The following is a 15,292-nucleotide window of genomic DNA, read 5'->3' on the forward strand; positions in this document are numbered from 1 at the left end:
CCGGAATCCGTTTACATGGATGCCGTGACCGAAACCCGGACGTCCAGCTTGACCACTGCCGAGCCTCCGTGCGCCGCCACCCTGCGCTGGGTGGAGGAGTGCCTGGGCTCCGGCAGCGTGGTCAAAATGGTCCGGCCGCTACTCGGCGGCGACTCCCACGTCAACCACGCGCTGCTGGTCGAGACCCGCAGCGGCATCGGGCACCGGCTGGTGCTGCGCCGCTGGGCGCACCCCGGCGAGGCGGCCCTCGACCACCACGAGTTCTCACCCGAGCGCGAGATCGCGGCACTGGCCCTGCTGGCGGGCTGCGAGATCCCCACCCCGTGCCTGGTCGCGGCCGACCCCTCCGGAGTGCACTGCGACGCGCCCGCGCTGCTGATCACCAGGCTGATCGGGCACCCGCCCCGCCCGTCCAGCGAGGAACTGCCCGAATACCTGATCCAGCTCGCCGCCGCGCTGCTGGCGGTGCACGCGGTCAAGGGCGGCGCCACCATGCCGCCCTACATCCCGCACAACCGGCTCGACTCGCGGCTGCCACCCAGGGCCGCGCTACGCCCGCAGCTCTGGGACCGGGCGTTCGAGATCGCCGCCGGGCCGGCTCCGGCCGCCGACGCACACTTCATCCACCGCGACTACCACCCCGACAACACGCTGTGGTCCAACGGGCGGCTGACCGGCATCGTCGACTGGTCCAGCGCCTCCTACGGCCCCGCCGCGGTCGACATCGCGCACATGCGGCGCGACCTCACCCTCCAGTACGGAGTGGGCGCCGCCGACCGCTTCCTGGACACCTTCGACCAGGTCTCCGGCGGCTACACGCACGACCCCTACTGGGACGTGCGGTGCGTCGTCGACCTGCTGCCCGAGACCTGCGTCCGCGCCATCTCCGACTGCCGCATCCCCGTGCTGGAGGAGTACCTGATCTCACGCATCGCGCAGATCACAACGTCACCGTGGTGACCGGCAGCGACGAGTCGGCCGGCAGGTCGAGCGCCGAGGGGTCGGCCCCCGCCGCCACCAGCTCCGCGCCCAGCGCCGCCACCATCGCCCCGTTGTCGGTGCACAGCCCGGGCCGGGGAACCCGCAGCCGCACCCCGGCCGCCTCGCACCGCTCCCGGGCCAGCGCCCGCAGCCGGGAGTTGGCCGCCACCCCGCCGCCGATCAGCAGGTCCTCCACCCCCTGCTCGCGGCAGACCGCCAGCGCCTTGCGGGTGAGCACGTCGACCACGGCCTCCTGGAACGAGGCGGCGACATCGGCCACCGGCACCGGCTCGCCCGCCCGTTCCCGGGCCTCCACCCACCGGGCCACCGCCGTCTTCAGCCCGGAGAACGAGAAGTCGTAGGTGCCGTCGTCGTACTTCCCGCGCGGGAAGCCGATCGCGGCGGGGTCGCCCTCCCGCGCCGCCCGGTCGATGTACGGGCCGCCCGGGAAGCCCAGGTCCAGCACCCGGGCGACCTTGTCGAAGGCCTCGCCCGCGGCGTCGTCCACGGTGGAGCCCAGCGGCCGCACGTCGGTCGCCACGTCCGGCACCAGCAGCAGCGAGGAGTGCCCGCCCGACACCAGCAGCGCCACGCAGGGCCGCGGCAGCGGGCCGTGTTCGAGCTGGTCCACGGCCACGTGCGCGGCCAGGTGGTTCACCCCGTACAGCGGCTTGCCGAGCGCCAGCGCGTACGCCTTGGCCGCCGCCACCCCGACCATCAGCGCCCCGGCCAGCCCCGGGCCGGCGGTGACCGCGATCGCGTCGATGTCGTTGAACGTCACCCCGGCGTCCGCCAGCGCCCGCTCGACCGTGGGCGTCATCGCCTGCAGGTGCGCCCGGGAGGCCACCTCGGGCACCACCCCGCCGAACCGGGCGTGCTCCTCGACGCTGGAGGCGATGGAGTTGGCCAGCAGCGTGTGCCCCTGGACGACCCCCACCCCGGTCTCGTCGCACGACGTTTCGATTCCCAGCACCAGCGGCCCGCCGCTGCTCATGAGAAGTCCTCCTCTCGGGTGAAGCCGACCGTCGCCGCACCGGCCCGGCGGCGCATCACGATCGCGTCCATGCCGGACGGCTGGTAGTAGTTCTTGCGGACGCCCACCCGGGTGAAGCCGAACCGCTCGTACAGCGCCCGGGCCCGGTCGTTGTCGGCCCGGACCTCCAGGAACACCGCGGCACAGCCGCGCCGGCCCGCCTCGTCGAGCAGCTCCGCCAGCAGCGCGGCACCCACCCCGCGGCCCTGGTGCCCGGCCCGCACGCCGATGGTCTGCACGTCGCCCTGGTCGCCCGCGGCGGCCAGGCCCGCGTACCCCACCAGCCGGCCGCCGTCCTCGGCCACCACGTAGTGCCGGGTGCGCGGCTGGTCGGCCAGCTCGGCGCGCAGCATCCCCTCGCTCCAGGCGTCCTCGGGGAACAGTTCCCGCTCCAGCATCAGCACGGCGGGCAGGTCGGTGGCCGTCATGCTCCGCAGCCGCACGCCGGAGCCGTCCCTCCCGCGCGGTGTCATGCCGGGGTCACCTTCTTGCGCGGGCCGGGCAGCCGGGCGTCGGGACGGCGCAGGTACAGCGGCTCGGGCGGCAGCAGCGGCGGGCCCGGGGCGCCGGACAGCCGGGCCACCGCCAGTTCGGCCAGGGCGGCGGCGGTGGGCAGCAGGGGGGCCGGATCGCCGGCCGCGCCCAGCACCTCGGGATACAGTGCCGCGCCCTCCCCGATCACCGGCAGGCCGGGTTCGGCGGCCTCGGCCGGCGGGCCGACCGCGGGTTCGGTGGCCCGCTCGCGCGCCGAGTCGTACCGGGCCCAGTAGACCTCCTTGCGCCGGGCGTCGCTCGCCACCACGAACGGGTGTTCCCGGCCGGACGCCCAGGCGATCGCGTCCAGCGTGCAGATGCCGTGCACCGGCACGCGCAGCGCCTCGCCCAGCGCGCGGGCGGTCATGACGCCCACCCGCAGCCCGGTGTAGGGGCCGGGGCCGACGCCCACCGCGATGGCGCTCAGCTCGGCCGGGGCCGTGCCCGCCTCGGCCAGCACGGCGGCGACCGAGGGGGTGAGCAGTTCGGCGTGGCGGCGGTCGACGCTCTCGGTCAGGGCACGGGAGCGTACGGCCTCGCCGGGGGCCCACTCGTACAGTGCCACGGTGACCGCGGCGGTGGCGGTGTCGAAAGCCAGGACCAGCACGACTCGCAAGCGTAGTGCAGCCGAGGGTCAGGATCGGCGCGTCACTTGGCGGTGTTCAGGCCCTTGACGGCTTCCTGCAGGGCGTCCAGCGCCCCGTCGAAGGCGGTGCCCTCGCCGATCGGCTTCTTGCCGCCGCCACCGGAGAAGTGGATGGTGACGAGCACGTTGCGCACCCGGACGTTGACGATCGCCTCGCCGTTGTCGCGGCCTTCATCGACGATGTAGACCGCGTAGCCCTCATCGCCCACGCCGTCGACGGCCTTGCGCGCGGCGACCCGCTGCCCGTCCAGCAGGCTCTTGCCGCTCTCGTCCGCCTGGCGTTCGGTCTGGAACCGCTGGCCCGCCGTGGTGGCGCCGCCGTCGACGATGCGCAGTTCCACGGTGAGCTGGCGCCGCTTGGTGGCGGTGTAGTTGCTCCACACGCACTGGTTCTGCGAGTCGCCGCCCTGGTAGGCGTCGCCCTGCGTGCGGTCGCCGCCGGGCACCAGGCGGTCGCTCAGGTCGTCGCTGATCAGCGTGCACGTGTCGGGGACGACGACGCGGTCGCCGGCCGCCCCGGCCTCGGCGGAGGAGCCGCTGGCGCTCACCTGACCGCCGCCGCCCTCCCTGTCCTGGGCCCCTGTCAGCACGATGAAGCCGGCGAGCGCGCAGGCGGCGACGCCCGCCACGACCCCCGCCAATACCACCGGCAGCCGCCACGAGGAGGCGGTGCGGCCCGAGCGGACAACGCGATGATTGCCGCTCTGGGTCCGGACGACCCGATGCCCCCCGTTCGTACTGCGATGACTACCGCTCACCGGCTCACCCCTGTATTTGAAAGCCTGTCTTGTTCGCGCAGGTGAGGTTTCTTTCCGGCAAAGCGTACGACATCTGTTCGTAAGGTGGGCAGCTGAGGTTTGGGAAAAAAACGCGAACGGATCTATCTCGACTGTGAGTATGCAAGCAACTTCGCGAGGTCCTTCCAACGTTCGCCCACGCCGGTAAGATTCGCGACCCGCTCCTCGGAGTCGTCCGAACGGTCGAGAATGATCTCCAACCGTTCCTCCGCGAGCCCCTCCGCCACGCCTTCGCCCCATTCGACAACGGTCACCGATTCGGCCACGGTGGCGTCGAGATCGAGATCGTCGAGTTCCGTGACGCCCCCCAGCCGGTAGGCGTCGACGTGCACCAGCGGCGGGCCGCCCGCCAGCGAGGGGTGCACCCGGGCGATCACGAACGTCGGGGACGTGATCGGCCCGCGCACCCGCAGCCCCGCGCCGATCCCCTGGGTCAGCGTCGTCTTGCCCGCACCCAGCTCGCCCGAGAGCACCAGCAGGTCCCCCGCCCGCAGCAGCCCGGCCAGCCGTGTCCCCAGCTCGTACATCGCCGCCGCGGTCGGCACCGTGACATGCACCGTCCCGCTCATGCCGGCCGCTTCCGGTTCCGGGGCCGGGAGCGGGACCGGGTGATCAGCCGCCGCAGCGCGCCGGTGACCACCCCCGGATGCTCCAGCGGCAGGACATGACCGGCCTCCACCACCTCGATCACCTCCGCGTTCGGCAGCGCCGCCGCGATCGCCCGGCCGTGCTCGGGCGGGGTGAGCCGGTCGCGCCCGCCCACCAGCACCACCGCGGGCACCCGGGCGATCGGGTCCAGCGCCAGCCGCTTGTCATGCGCCATCAGGGAAGGATAGAACTCCGCGATCACGTCGATCGGGGTCGATCGGATCATCTCCTCCAGGAAGCCCACCACGGTCGGGCTCACGTACTTGTCCGCGAACGCCATCCGCCGGGTGACCATGAAGGCCAGGTCGGCGCCGAGATGGCGGGTGCGGTCGACCAGCTCCGGCCGCCGGCCCAGCCCGCGGACCACGCCCGGGGCCAGCGGGCGCACCAGCTTGGCCAGGAGGATCGGCAGGCCCAGGGTCATCTCGGCGAGGTTCCCGCACGAGGTGTTGATCAGCGCCACCCCGACGACCTGGTCGCCGAACAGCTCGGGGCGCAGCTCGGCCAGCGCCATGATCGCCATACCGCCCATCGAGTGCCCGACCAGCACCACCGAACTCCCCGCCGGGACCGTCGCCCGCAGCACCTCGTACAGGTCCGAGCCGAGCTGGTCGATGGTGGCCCGGGTCGGGTTGCCGCGGCCGGAGCGGCCATGGCTGCGCTGGTCCCAGAACACCAGCCGGGCCCCGGTGCCGGCCAGATCGCGCCGCTGGTAGTGCCAGGAGTCCTGGTTGAGCGTGTAGCCGTGGCAGAACAGCACGGTCAGCGCCGCGTCGTCGGGGCCGTCGACCTCCACGTACAGCGGCAGCCCGTCGTCGGCCGGGACGGTCAGCGGCCGGCCGCGCAACTCGCCGAAGGGCTCGCTCGCGTCGTGGTCGGGCCGGAACCGCTCCCGTCCGACGACGAACCGGCGGACGCCCACGGCGGTGCCGATCCCCGCGGCGCCCAGCCCGGCGACGGTCCCCGCGACGCCCACCCAGCCCGGCCGCCGCCTAGGACGTTGCTCGCCCATCGGGCCTCCCCTCGTACACCCGCGGCACCCGGGCCCCGATCCGGGTGACGATCTCATAGGAGATCGTTCCCAGCGCGCCGGCCCAGTCCTGCGCCGTGGGCTCGCCGCGGTCGCCCGGGCCGAACAGGACCACCTCGTCGCCCGCGGCGATCGGGTCGTCGCCCAGGTCGATCACGAACTGGTCCATGCAGACCCGCCCGGCGATCCGCCGGCGGCGGCCGCCCGCCAGCACCTCCAGCAGGTTCGAGCCGTGCCGGGGGACGCCGTCGCCGTACCCGGCCGGCACCACCGCCAGGGTGGTCTCCCGCCCGGTCGTGTAGGTCATGCCGTAGGAGACGCCGCTGCCCGCCGGGACCCGCTTGACCAGCGCCACCGCGGCGCTCAGCGTCATCGCGGGGCGCAGCCCGAAGGCGCCCCGCTCCGGGAGGGGCGACAGCCCGTACATCGCGATGCCCGGCCGGACCAGGTCGTAGCGGGCCGCGGGGATCGTCAGCAGCGCGGCCGAGTTCGCCAGATGCCGCACCTCGGGGTGGATCCCGGCCTTCTCCGCGTAGTCCGCCGCCTCGGCGAACGCCCGCAGCTGCGCGGCGTTCGCCGGGTGGTCCGGCTCGTCGGCGCACGCCAGGTGGGACATCAGGCCGACCGCCCGCAGCCGCCCGGCGGCCTGCCCGGCCAGCGCCGCGTCCACCAGGGACGGCCAGTCGGACGGCCCCGCACCGCCCCGGGACATCCCGGTGTCGGCCTTGAGATGCACCCGCGCCGGCCGGCCCGCCCGGTCGGCCGCCGCCGCGATCTCCGCGAGCAGCCCGGCGGATCCGGCGGCGAGGTCCACATCGGCGGCGACGGCCCGGTCGTAGGGCTCCCCCGGCCCGCACAGGCAGACCAGGATCGGCGCGGTCAGCCCGGCCTCGCGCAGGTGCAGCGCCTCGGCCAGCCGGGCCACCCCCAGCCAGGTCGCGCCGCCCGCCAGCGCCGCCCGCGCGACCTCGGCGATGCCGTGGCCGTACCCGTCGGCCTTGACCATGGCCATCGCCGGGACGCCGCCCGCCCGCTCGCGCAGCAGCGCCACGTTGGCGCTGATGGCGCCCAGGTCGATCAGCGCCCGTGCCGGGATCGTCATGTTCTTCCGTCCCTCCCTCTCAGCGCGCGTCCGGGCCGGTCACCAGTGTCGCGCATCTGATCGGATGCCCGCGCTGACCCGGATGTTCACGTCCCGGCCAGCGTCCGGAAGGCGGCGGGCAGCGCGCCGATCACGTCGCCGGCGGCGAGCGGGGCCCCGTCAGCCGCCAGGCGGGCCGCCATGCCGTGCAGGTAGGCCCCGGCGGCGGCCGCGTCGAGCGCCGCCATGCCACCGGCCAGCAGCGCACCGATCAGCCCCGACAGCACGTCGCCGGTGCCCGCGGTGGCCAGCCACGAGGTGCCGGTGGGGTTCACCCGCACCGGCCGGCCGGCCGCCGCGATCAGCGTGGTGGAGCCCTTGAGCAGCACGGTGGCCCGGAGTTCGGCCGCCGCCCGGCGGACGTGCTCCAGCCGCCGGGCCTCGATGTCGGCGCGGTCGGCGTCCAGCAGCCGGGCCAACTCCCCGGCGTGCGGGGTCAGCACGGTGGGCGCGGTCCGGCCGGGGAGCAGGTCGCGGTGGCGGGCCAGCACGGTGAGCCCGTCGGCGTCCACCAGCACGGGCACGTCGGTGCCGAGCGCCGCGGCGACCAGCGCCGCGGCGGCGTCGCCGGTGCCCAGCCCCGGGCCCACCACCCAGGCCTGCACCCGGCCCGCCGCGGCGAGGCCGGCCGCGTCCCCCGGCTCGATCACCGTGGTGACGGCCTCGGGCCAGCGCCGCCGGACCACCGCCACGGCCGGGGCGACCGAGACGAACCGCACCATCCCCGCCCCACCGTGCACGGCTCCGCCGGTGCTCAGCACCGCCGCCCCGGTGAACTGCTCGCCGCCCGCGACGATGCCGACCACCCCGCGCCGGTACTTGTCCGACTCGGGGCCGGGGAGCGGGGGGTCCACGTCGTCCGGGCCGGTGACCGTCACGTCGGGGTCCGGCAGCTCGGGGCCCAGCCCGATGTCGACCAGTTCGACCACCCCGCAGCGCGCGGCGCCGGGGTCGATGAACAGGCCCGGCTTGTGGGTGCCGAAGGTGACGGTCACATCGGCCCGCACGGCCTCGCCCTCGACCCGGCCGGAGTTCGCGTCCACGCCGCTGGGGACGTCGCAGGCCACCACCAGGCCGGGGGTCTCGTTCGCCCGCCGGGCCAGCGCGGCGTACGGCTCGCGCAGCGCCCCGCCACCGCCGATGCCGGTCAGGCCGTCGATCACCAGGTCGGCGGTGTCGATCTCGGCCGCGTCGCCCAGCCGGCCACCCGCGGCCAGCAGGGCCGCCAGCCCCGCCGGGTGCGTCCTGGACCCGGCGGGCACCGCCACCACCCGGGCTCCGCGCCGGGCCAGCCGCTCGCCCGCGTAGAGGGCGTCGCCGCCGTTGTCGCCGCCGCCGACGAGCAGCACCACGTCCGCGCCGTACACCCGCGGCAGCAGCGACGCGCAGACCGCGGCCAGCCCGGCCGCCGCCCGCTGCATCAGGGTGCCCTCGGGCAGCCGCGCCAGCAGCGCGGCCTCCGCCGCCCGGACCTTGTCGACCTCGTGCGCGTATCTCATGCCCTACCCCGCGTTTCGGCGATGACGATCGCCGTGGCGATGCCACCGTCATGGCTGAGCGAAACGTGCCAGTCCGTCACGCCCAGCCCGGCGGCCGCCGCAGCGACGGTCCCCGCGACGTGCAGTTCGGGCCGGCCGCCCGGGGCGCGGCGCACCTCCGCGTCGGTCCACCGCAGCCCGCCCGGCGCGCCCAGCGCCTTGGCCAGCGCCTCCTTGGCCGCGAACCGGGCGGCCAGCGAGCGCGCCGGCAGCCCGCGCTCGCCCTCGGTGAACAGCCTGGTCCGCAGCCCGGGAGTGCGTTCCAGGGACGCCTCGAACCGGGCGATGTCGACCACGTCGATACCCACTCCCACGATCACAGCCACGATCGTAGGAGCCCGGGTCTCGCTACTCCACCGTGACGGACTTGGCGAGGTTGCGGGGCTGGTCCACGTCGTGGCCCTTGGCGGTGGCCAACTCGCAGGCGAAGACCTGCAGCGGGACGGTGGTCACCAGCGGCTGGAGCAGCGTCGGCACCGCCGGGACCTCGATCAGCGTGTCCGCGTACGGCTGGACCGAGGTGTCGCCCTCCTCGGCGATGACGATCGTCCGGGCGCCCCGGGCGCGGATCTCCTGGATATTGGAGACGATCTTGTCGTGCAGGACGGCGCGGGCCCGCGGCGGCACCACGACCACCACCGGCAGGCCGTCCTCGATCAGCGCGATCGGGCCGTGCTTGAGCTCGCCCGCGGCGAAGCCCTCGGCGTGCATGTAGGCGAGCTCCTTGAGCTTGAGCGCGCCCTCCATGGCCACGGGGTAGCCGACGTGCCGGCCCAGGAAGAGCACGCAGTGCTCGTCGGCCAGCGACCGGGCCAGCTCGCGCACCGGCCCCATGGTCTCCAGGACCTTCTCCACCTTGTCGGGCATGCCGCTCAGCAGTTGCACCATGGCGAAGACCTCGTCGCCCCACTTGGTGCCGCGCACCTGGGCGAGGTACAGCGCGATCAGGTAGACGGCGACGAGCTGGGTGAGGAACGCCTTGGTCGAGGCGACCGCGATCTCCGGCCCGGCGTGGGTGTAGAGCACGCCGTCGCACTCGCGCGGCAGCGTGGAGCCGTTGACGTTGCAGATGCCGAGCACCCGGGCGTGCTGCTCGCGGGCGTGCCGGACGGCCATCAGCGCGTCCATCGTCTCGCCCGACTGGGAGATCGCGATGACCAGGGTGGACCGGGTCAGGATCGGGTCGCGGTAGCGGAACTCGCTGGCCAGCTCCACCTCGCAGGGCAGCCCGGCCCAGTGCTCGATGGCGTACTTGGCGATCATCCCCGCGTGGTAGGAGGTGCCGCAGGCCACGATGATGATCTTGTCGATCTCGCGGAGGGCCTGGTCGGAGATGCGCATCTCGTCGAGCGTGAGCCGCCCGTCGGTGCCGATCCGGCCGAGCAGGGTGTCGGCCACCGCCCGGGGCTGCTCGGCGATCTCCTTGAGCATGAAGTAGTCGTAGCCGCCCTTCTCGGCGGCCGAGACGTCCCAGTCGACGTGGTACTCGGTCACCTCGCCGGGCTTGCCCTCGAAGTCGGTGACGGTCACCCCGTCCCGGCGCAGCTCCACGACCTGGTCCTGGCCCAGCTCGATCGCCTGGCGGGTGTGCGCGATGAACGCGGCCACATCGCTGGCCAGGAAGTTCTCGCCGTCGCCCCGGCCGACCACCAGCGGGGAGTTGCGCCGGGCGCCGACCACCACGTCCGGGTCGGCGGCATGGACGGCCACCAGCGTGAAGGCGCCCTCCAGCTTCCGGCAGACCCGGCGCATCGCCTCGGCCAGCCCGCCGGCGGCCGCGAACTCCTCCTCCAGCAGGTGGGTGACGGTCTCGGTGTCGGTGTCGGACTGCAGCGTGTGCCCGCGCTCGGCCAGTTCGGCCCGCAGCGCCGCGAAGTTCTCGATGATCCCGTTGTGGATCACGGCGATCGACCCGGAGCAGTCGACGTGCGGGTGCGCGTTCCGGTCGGTGGGCGCGCCATGGGTGGCCCAGCGGGTGTGCCCCATGCCCGCCGTGCCGGGCGGCAGTTCCCGCTCGGCCAGCGCCTCGCGGAGGTTCACCAGCTTGCCCGCGCGCTTGGTGACGGCCAGCCCGCCCTCGGCGAGCACCGCCACCCCCGCCGAGTCGTACCCCCGGTATTCCAGCCTGGCCAGACCTTCGATCACCACATCGAGCGCCGGCTTCGACCCCACGTAGCCCACGATTCCGCACATGGCGGTCACACTAGCCGGTGTGGCCGGCGGGGAGTACCGCGCACGCTGCCGAAGGCCGTTCGGGGGCCCGCCGGACCCGCGCCCTAGGCTGCTCCCATGACCAGGGAAAAAGCCGGCGTGCCGAGCCCTTATGTCGAGCTGTCACGGGACGCCTGGCGCGCCCTCCGGGCCAGCACCCCCCTCCCGCTGGGCCGGGACGAACTGGACGCCCTCCGCGGGGTACGCGACCCCATCGACATCGCCGAGGTGGAGGAGGTGTACCTGCCGCTGTCGCGGCTGCTCAACCTGTACGCCACCGCCCGCGGCCCGCTGCGCGACGCGATCGGCGCGTTCCTGGCCGAGCCGATGCGGCCCACCCCGTTCGTCATCGGGGTGACCGGCAGCGTGGCCGTCGGCAAGTCGACCACCGCCCGGTTGCTGCGCACCCTGCTGGCCCGCCGGCCGGAGCACCCGACCGTGGAGCTGATCACGACCGACAGCTTCCTGTACGCCAACGCGGAGCTGACCCGGCTCGGGCTGAGCGAGCGCAAGGGCTTCCCCGAGACCTATGACCGGCGGGCGCTGGTCTCCACGGTCGGGGCGCTCAAGGCGGGGGCGGCCGAGGTGGAGATCCCGGTCTACTCCCATCTGCAGTACGACCTGGTGCCCGGGGCCCGGCAGACCGTCCGGCGGCCGGACATCCTGATCGTCGAGGGGCTGCACGTGCTGGAGTCCGCCGAGCCGGGCACGCTCTCCGTCGCCGACCACCTCGACTTCTCCATCTACGTGGACGCCCGGGTCGAGGACATCCAGCAGTGGTTCGTGGACCGGCTGTTCGCGTTGCGCCGCACCGCCTTCACCGACCCCCGGTCGTACTTCCACCAGTTCGCCACCCAGCTCGACGAGGACGAGACCGCGGCGTTCGCCCGACGCGTCTGGCGCGAGATCAACGAGGTCAACCTCGTCTCCAACATCCTGCCCACCCGCGCCCGCGCCACCCTGGTGCTGCACAAGGCCCGCGACCACAGCGTCCAACGCCTGCGCTTGCGCCGTATCTAGCGCGGCACCCAGCGCCGAAAAGATCATGCCCGTCCGGTGTGACCACGGCGCCCTGAGGGGTCGCGTCGATAGAGTTGGGACACCGACCGCCCGACCCCGAAAGGCCAAGATCACCCGTGGCTGACTCGTTCGTGCACCTGCATGTTCATACGGAGTACTCCATGCTGGACGGCGCGGCGAAGATCGGAAAGATGGCCGACCGGGTCTCCCAGCTGGGGATGCCCGCGATCGCCATGTCCGACCACGGAAACCTGTTCGGCTCCTACGAGTTCCACAAAAAGATCAAAGGCGCAGGACTCAAACCGATCATCGGCGTGGAGGGCTACGTCAGCCCCCAGTCGCGGTTCCACAAGAAGCCGGTCTTCTGGGGAGAGCCGCATCAGCGGAAGTTCAACGAGCAGACCGGCGCCGGCGGTGACGTGTCGGCGAGCGGCACCTATCTGCACAAGACCATGTGGGCCTACACCGCCCAGGGCCTGAAGAACCTCTTCAAGATCAGTTCCCTGGCCTCGCTCGAAGGCCACATGAAGAAGTACCCCCGGATGGACGACGAGCTGTTCGAGCAGTACCACGAGGGGATCATCGCCACCACCGGATGCCCGTCCGGCGCGGTCCAGACCCGGCTCCGGCTCGGCCAGTTCGACAAGGCCCTGGAGCACGCCGCCAAGTACCAGGAGATCTTCGGCAAGGAGAACTACTTCCTGGAACTGATGGACCACGGGAACGTCCTGATCGAGACCGCGGTCCGCGATCAGCTGCTGGAGATCGGCAGGAGGCTCGGTATCCCGCCGCTGGTCACCAACGACTCCCACTACGTCACCGAGGACCAGGCCACCGCCCACGACGCGTTGCTGTGCGTGGGCACCAACTCCCGGCTGGACAACCCCGACCGGTTCCGGTTCAGCGGCCAGGGCTACTACATCCGCTCCGCCGAGGAGATGCGCGGCCTCGACCACGACGACCTCTGGCGCGAGGGCTGCAACAACACGCTGGTGATCGCCGAGCGGGTCGAGTCCTACGACGAGGTCTTCGCCCACCGTGACCTGGCGGCCAAGTTCCCGGTCCCCGACGGGGAGACCGAGATGAGCTGGCTGCGCAAGGAGTGCCGGCGCGGCGCCGTCCACCGCTACGGGGACCCGGTGCCCGCCGAAGTCCAGGAGCGCATCGAGTACGAGCTGTCGGTCATCGAGGGGATGGGCTTCCCCGGCTACTTCCTCGTCGTCGCCGACATCTGCCAGTACGCCCGCGACAACAGCATCTGGGTCGGTCCGGGCCGGGGCAGCGCCACCGGTTCCATGGTCGCCTACGTCACCGGGATCACCGAGCTCGACCCGATCGAGCACAGCCTGCTGTTCGAGCGGTTCCTCAACCCCGAACGCATCTCCATGCCCGATGTCGACCTGGACTTCGACGAGCGTCGTCGCGGTGACATGATCCGCTACGTCACCGAGAAGTACGGCGAGGACAACGTCAGCTTGATCATCACCTATATGACGATCAAGTCGAAGGCGGCCGTGAAGGACGCCGGGCGCGTCCTCGGCTACCCCTTCGTGGTCGGCGAGAAGATCACCAAGGCGTTCCCGCCGGCCGTCATGGGCAAGGAGATCCCGCTCACCGGCATCTTCGACCCCGAGCACGAGCGTTATGCCGAGGCCACCGAGCTCCGCAAGCTCTACGAAGAAGACGTCGACGTCAAGAAGGTCATCGACACCGCGCTCGGCCTGGAAGGCCTCACCCGCGGCACCGGTGTCCACGCCGCCGGTGTCATCCTTTCCTCGCAGCCCCTCGTCGACGTCATGCCGATCTTCATGCGGCCCGACGACGGCGCGCGCATCACCGGTTTCGACGGGCCGTCCAGCGAGAACATGGGCGCGCTCAAGATGGACTTCCTGGGCCTGCGCAACCTCACCGTCCTGGGCGACGCGGTCGAGAACATCAAGACCAACCGCGGGCTCGAACTGGACATGCTCAAGGTCCCCCTGGACGACAAGAAGACCTACGAGCTCCTGGCCCGCGGCGAGACCCTGGGCGTGTTCCAGCTCGACTCCTCGATGATGCGGGACCTCACCAAGCTCATCGCACCGACCCGGTTCGAAGACGTCTCGTCGATCCTCGCGCTCGGCCGTCCGGGTCCGATGGGCGCGAACGCCCACATCAACTACGCCCTCCGCAAGGAGGGCAAGCAGGCCATCGCGCCGATCCACCCCGGCCTGAAGGACGCCCTGGAGCCGATCCTCGGCACGACCTTCCACCTGGTCGTCTACCAGGAGCAGGTCATGGCCATCGCCCAGCAGCTCGCGGGCTACACGCTGGGCGGCGCCGACATCCTCCGCCGCGCGATGGGCAAGAAGAAGAAGGAGGAGATGGACAAGCAGTGGGCCACCTTCTCCTCCGGCATGGTCGACAAGGGTTACACCGAGGAGATGGCCAAGGCCGTCTGGGACGTCCTCGAACCCTTCTCCAGCTATGGCTTCAACAAGTCCCACACCGCCGGATACGGGCTCGTCTCCTACTGGACCGCGTACCTCAAGGCCAACTACCCGGCCGAGTACATGGCGGCGCTGCTCACCTCGGTCGGTACCAACAAGGACAAGATGGCGGTTTACCTGGCCGAATGCCGCCGGATGAAGGTCCAGGTGCTGCCGCCGTGCGTCAACGAGTCCAGCCTCCGGTTCGCCGCCGTCGGTGACGACGTCCGCTTCGGCCTGGGCGCGGTCCAGAACGTCGGCGACGGCCCGATCAACGGGATCATCGGTGCCCGTAAGGAACACGGCAAGTACACCGATTTCAATGATTTCCTCACCAAGGTCCCCGCGGTCGTCTGCAACAAGCGGACCATCGAATCGCTCATCAAGGCCGGCGCCTTCGACGGCCTCGGGCACGCCCGCATGGGCCTGGTCCAGATCCACGACCAGGCCATCGACTCCGTCATCGACATCAAGAAGAAGGAGGCGATGGGCCAGGACTCGCTGTTCGGCGCCTTCGAGGACAGTGACGCCGCGACCGAGGCCTTCGCCATCACCGTCCCCTCAGCCGAATGGGACAAGAGGACCAAGCTCGCCTTCGAGCGGGAAATGCTCGGCCTCTACGTCTCCGACCATCCGCTCAACGGAGCCGAGCGCGTACTGGAACGCAACCGCGACTACAGCATCGCGCAGATCCTCAACCGGGACGCCGATCGCGAACGTGGCGAGATCCGCGTCGCCGGAATCATCTCCGGCGTCGACAAGAAGGTCACCAAGCAGGGCAACGTCTGGGCCATCCTCAAGATCGAAGACCACGACGGCTCGCTCGAAGTCCCCTGTTTCCCGGCCACCTACCAGCTCTACGGCGAGAACCTGGCTCCCGACCTCGTCGTCTCGGTCGTCGGCAAGATCCGCATCCGTGACAGCGGCGAAGACGCCAGTGTCAGTTTCAACGCCGTCGCCATCGAGTTCCTCGACATCTCCAACGTCCCCCAGGCCGGGGAACACGAACCCGTCGTCATCGCGCTCCGTGAGGCGAACGTCAACCGGGAACTCCTCGCCGAGCTGAAGCAGATGTTCCGCACCCATCGCGGCGACACCCCCGTCCACCTCATGGTCGAACGCCTCAACCGCCGCAAGGTCCTCGTGAACCTTCCCGACCACAAGGTCAACCTCGCCAACGGAGCCTTCGTCGGTGACCTCAAGGTCCTCCTCGGCCCGACGGCGCTCGCCGACAGGTGACCCTGG

At 71.9% G+C, this 15,292-nt stretch carries 13 protein-coding genes; 3 read left to right on the forward strand and 10 right to left on the reverse strand.

Annotated elements, in window-relative coordinates; all coding sequences use genetic code 11:
* Nucleotides 1-48 precede the first annotated feature (48 nt).
* Entirely contained in the window at nucleotides 49-960 is a 912-nt protein-coding gene (locus tag DPM19_RS10265; RefSeq protein ID WP_233510024.1) for a phosphotransferase family protein, read from the forward strand.
* On the opposite strand, the gene tsaD is transcribed toward DPM19_RS10265, so the two are convergent.
* The 10 genes from tsaD to glmS form a co-directional block, all read right to left on the reverse strand.
* Complete coding sequence (gene tsaD, locus DPM19_RS10270; protein WP_111865450.1) at nucleotides 941-1,975, reverse strand: tRNA (adenosine(37)-N6)-threonylcarbamoyltransferase complex transferase subunit TsaD; 1,035 nt, start codon at nucleotides 1,973-1,975, stop codon at nucleotides 941-943. The two genes, DPM19_RS10265 and tsaD, sit on opposite strands and share 20 nt — an antisense overlap.
* Nucleotides 1,972-2,487: a ribosomal protein S18-alanine N-acetyltransferase gene (rimI, locus tag DPM19_RS10275; RefSeq protein WP_233510025.1), complete on the reverse strand. Its 516-nt coding sequence runs from the start codon at nucleotides 2,485-2,487 to the stop codon at nucleotides 1,972-1,974. The genes tsaD and rimI overlap by 4 nt, the downstream gene beginning before the upstream one ends.
* A complete protein-coding gene (gene tsaB / locus DPM19_RS10280; protein ID WP_111865453.1) occupies nucleotides 2,484-3,155 on the reverse strand; it encodes a tRNA (adenosine(37)-N6)-threonylcarbamoyltransferase complex dimerization subunit type 1 TsaB in 672 nt (223 codons plus the stop codon). The genes rimI and tsaB overlap by 4 nt, the downstream gene beginning before the upstream one ends.
* Before the next feature lie 41 nt (nucleotides 3,156-3,196).
* Nucleotides 3,197-3,841 carry a hypothetical protein gene (locus DPM19_RS10285; protein ID WP_146778804.1) on the reverse strand — a complete coding sequence of 215 codons (645 nt, stop codon included), beginning with the start codon at nucleotides 3,839-3,841 and terminating at the stop codon, nucleotides 3,197-3,199.
* A gap of 233 nt (nucleotides 3,842-4,074) precedes the next feature.
* Entirely contained in the window at nucleotides 4,075-4,560 is a 486-nt protein-coding gene (tsaE, locus tag DPM19_RS10290) for a tRNA (adenosine(37)-N6)-threonylcarbamoyltransferase complex ATPase subunit type 1 TsaE (RefSeq protein ID WP_111865457.1), read from the reverse strand.
* Nucleotides 4,557-5,651, reverse strand: coding sequence for an alpha/beta fold hydrolase (locus DPM19_RS10295; protein WP_111865459.1), 1,095 nt, complete (start codon nucleotides 5,649-5,651; stop codon nucleotides 4,557-4,559). Before DPM19_RS10295 ends, tsaE begins: the two co-directional genes overlap by 4 nt.
* Nucleotides 5,632-6,771, reverse strand: a complete 1,140-nt coding sequence (gene alr / locus DPM19_RS10300) for an alanine racemase (RefSeq protein ID WP_111865461.1) — start codon at nucleotides 6,769-6,771, stop codon at nucleotides 5,632-5,634. The genes DPM19_RS10295 and alr overlap by 20 nt, the downstream gene beginning before the upstream one ends.
* Nucleotides 6,772-6,857: 86 nt before the next feature.
* Nucleotides 6,858-8,309: an NAD(P)H-hydrate dehydratase gene (locus DPM19_RS10305; protein ID WP_111865464.1), complete on the reverse strand. Its 1,452-nt coding sequence runs from the start codon at nucleotides 8,307-8,309 to the stop codon at nucleotides 6,858-6,860.
* On the reverse strand, nucleotides 8,306-8,668 hold the full coding sequence (locus DPM19_RS10310) for a holo-ACP synthase (protein ID WP_111865467.1): 363 nt from the start codon (nucleotides 8,666-8,668) through the stop codon (nucleotides 8,306-8,308). The genes DPM19_RS10305 and DPM19_RS10310 overlap by 4 nt, the downstream gene beginning before the upstream one ends.
* Nucleotides 8,669-8,696: 28 nt before the next feature.
* Entirely contained in the window at nucleotides 8,697-10,541 is a 1,845-nt protein-coding gene (gene glmS / locus DPM19_RS10315) for a glutamine--fructose-6-phosphate transaminase (isomerizing) (RefSeq protein ID WP_111865469.1), read from the reverse strand.
* A gap of 96 nt (nucleotides 10,542-10,637) precedes the next feature.
* Here glmS and coaA point away from each other — a divergent pair, with 96 nt between their 5' ends.
* Nucleotides 10,638-11,579, forward strand: coding sequence for a type I pantothenate kinase (gene coaA, locus DPM19_RS10320; RefSeq protein WP_111865472.1), 942 nt, complete (start codon nucleotides 10,638-10,640; stop codon nucleotides 11,577-11,579).
* Between the two features lie 116 nt (nucleotides 11,580-11,695).
* Nucleotides 11,696-15,286 (forward strand): DNA polymerase III subunit alpha, encoded by a 3,591-nt coding sequence (dnaE, locus tag DPM19_RS10325; protein WP_111865474.1) that lies wholly within the window; start codon nucleotides 11,696-11,698, stop codon nucleotides 15,284-15,286.
* The last annotated feature ends 6 nt before the right edge of the window (nucleotides 15,287-15,292 follow it).

The sequence above is a fragment of the Actinomadura craniellae genome (assembly GCF_003289645.1).
GTDB lineage: Bacteria > Actinomycetota > Actinomycetes > Streptosporangiales > Streptosporangiaceae > Actinomadura_D > Actinomadura_D craniellae.

Excerpts from the sequence above, each read along its gene's own strand:
- tsaD (WP_111865450.1), bottom strand. The coding sequence starts at position 1,975 with ATGAGCAGCGGCGGGCCGCTGGTGCTGGGAATCGAAACGTCGTGCGAC.
- rimI (WP_233510025.1), bottom strand. The coding sequence starts at position 2,487 with ATGACACCGCGCGGGAGGGACGGCTCCGGCGTGCGGCTGCGGAGCATG.
- tsaE (WP_111865457.1), bottom strand. The coding sequence starts at position 4,560 with ATGAGCGGGACGGTGCATGTCACGGTGCCGACCGCGGCGGCGATGTAC.
- DPM19_RS10295 (WP_111865459.1), bottom strand. The coding sequence starts at position 5,651 with ATGGGCGAGCAACGTCCTAGGCGGCGGCCGGGCTGGGTGGGCGTCGCG.
- alr (WP_111865461.1), bottom strand. The coding sequence starts at position 6,771 with ATGACGATCCCGGCACGGGCGCTGATCGACCTGGGCGCCATCAGCGCC.
- DPM19_RS10305 (WP_111865464.1), bottom strand. The coding sequence starts at position 8,309 with ATGAGATACGCGCACGAGGTCGACAAGGTCCGGGCGGCGGAGGCCGCG.
- glmS (WP_111865469.1), bottom strand. The coding sequence starts at position 10,541 with ATGTGCGGAATCGTGGGCTACGTGGGGTCGAAGCCGGCGCTCGATGTG.
- coaA (WP_111865472.1), top strand. The coding sequence starts at position 10,638 with ATGACCAGGGAAAAAGCCGGCGTGCCGAGCCCTTATGTCGAGCTGTCA.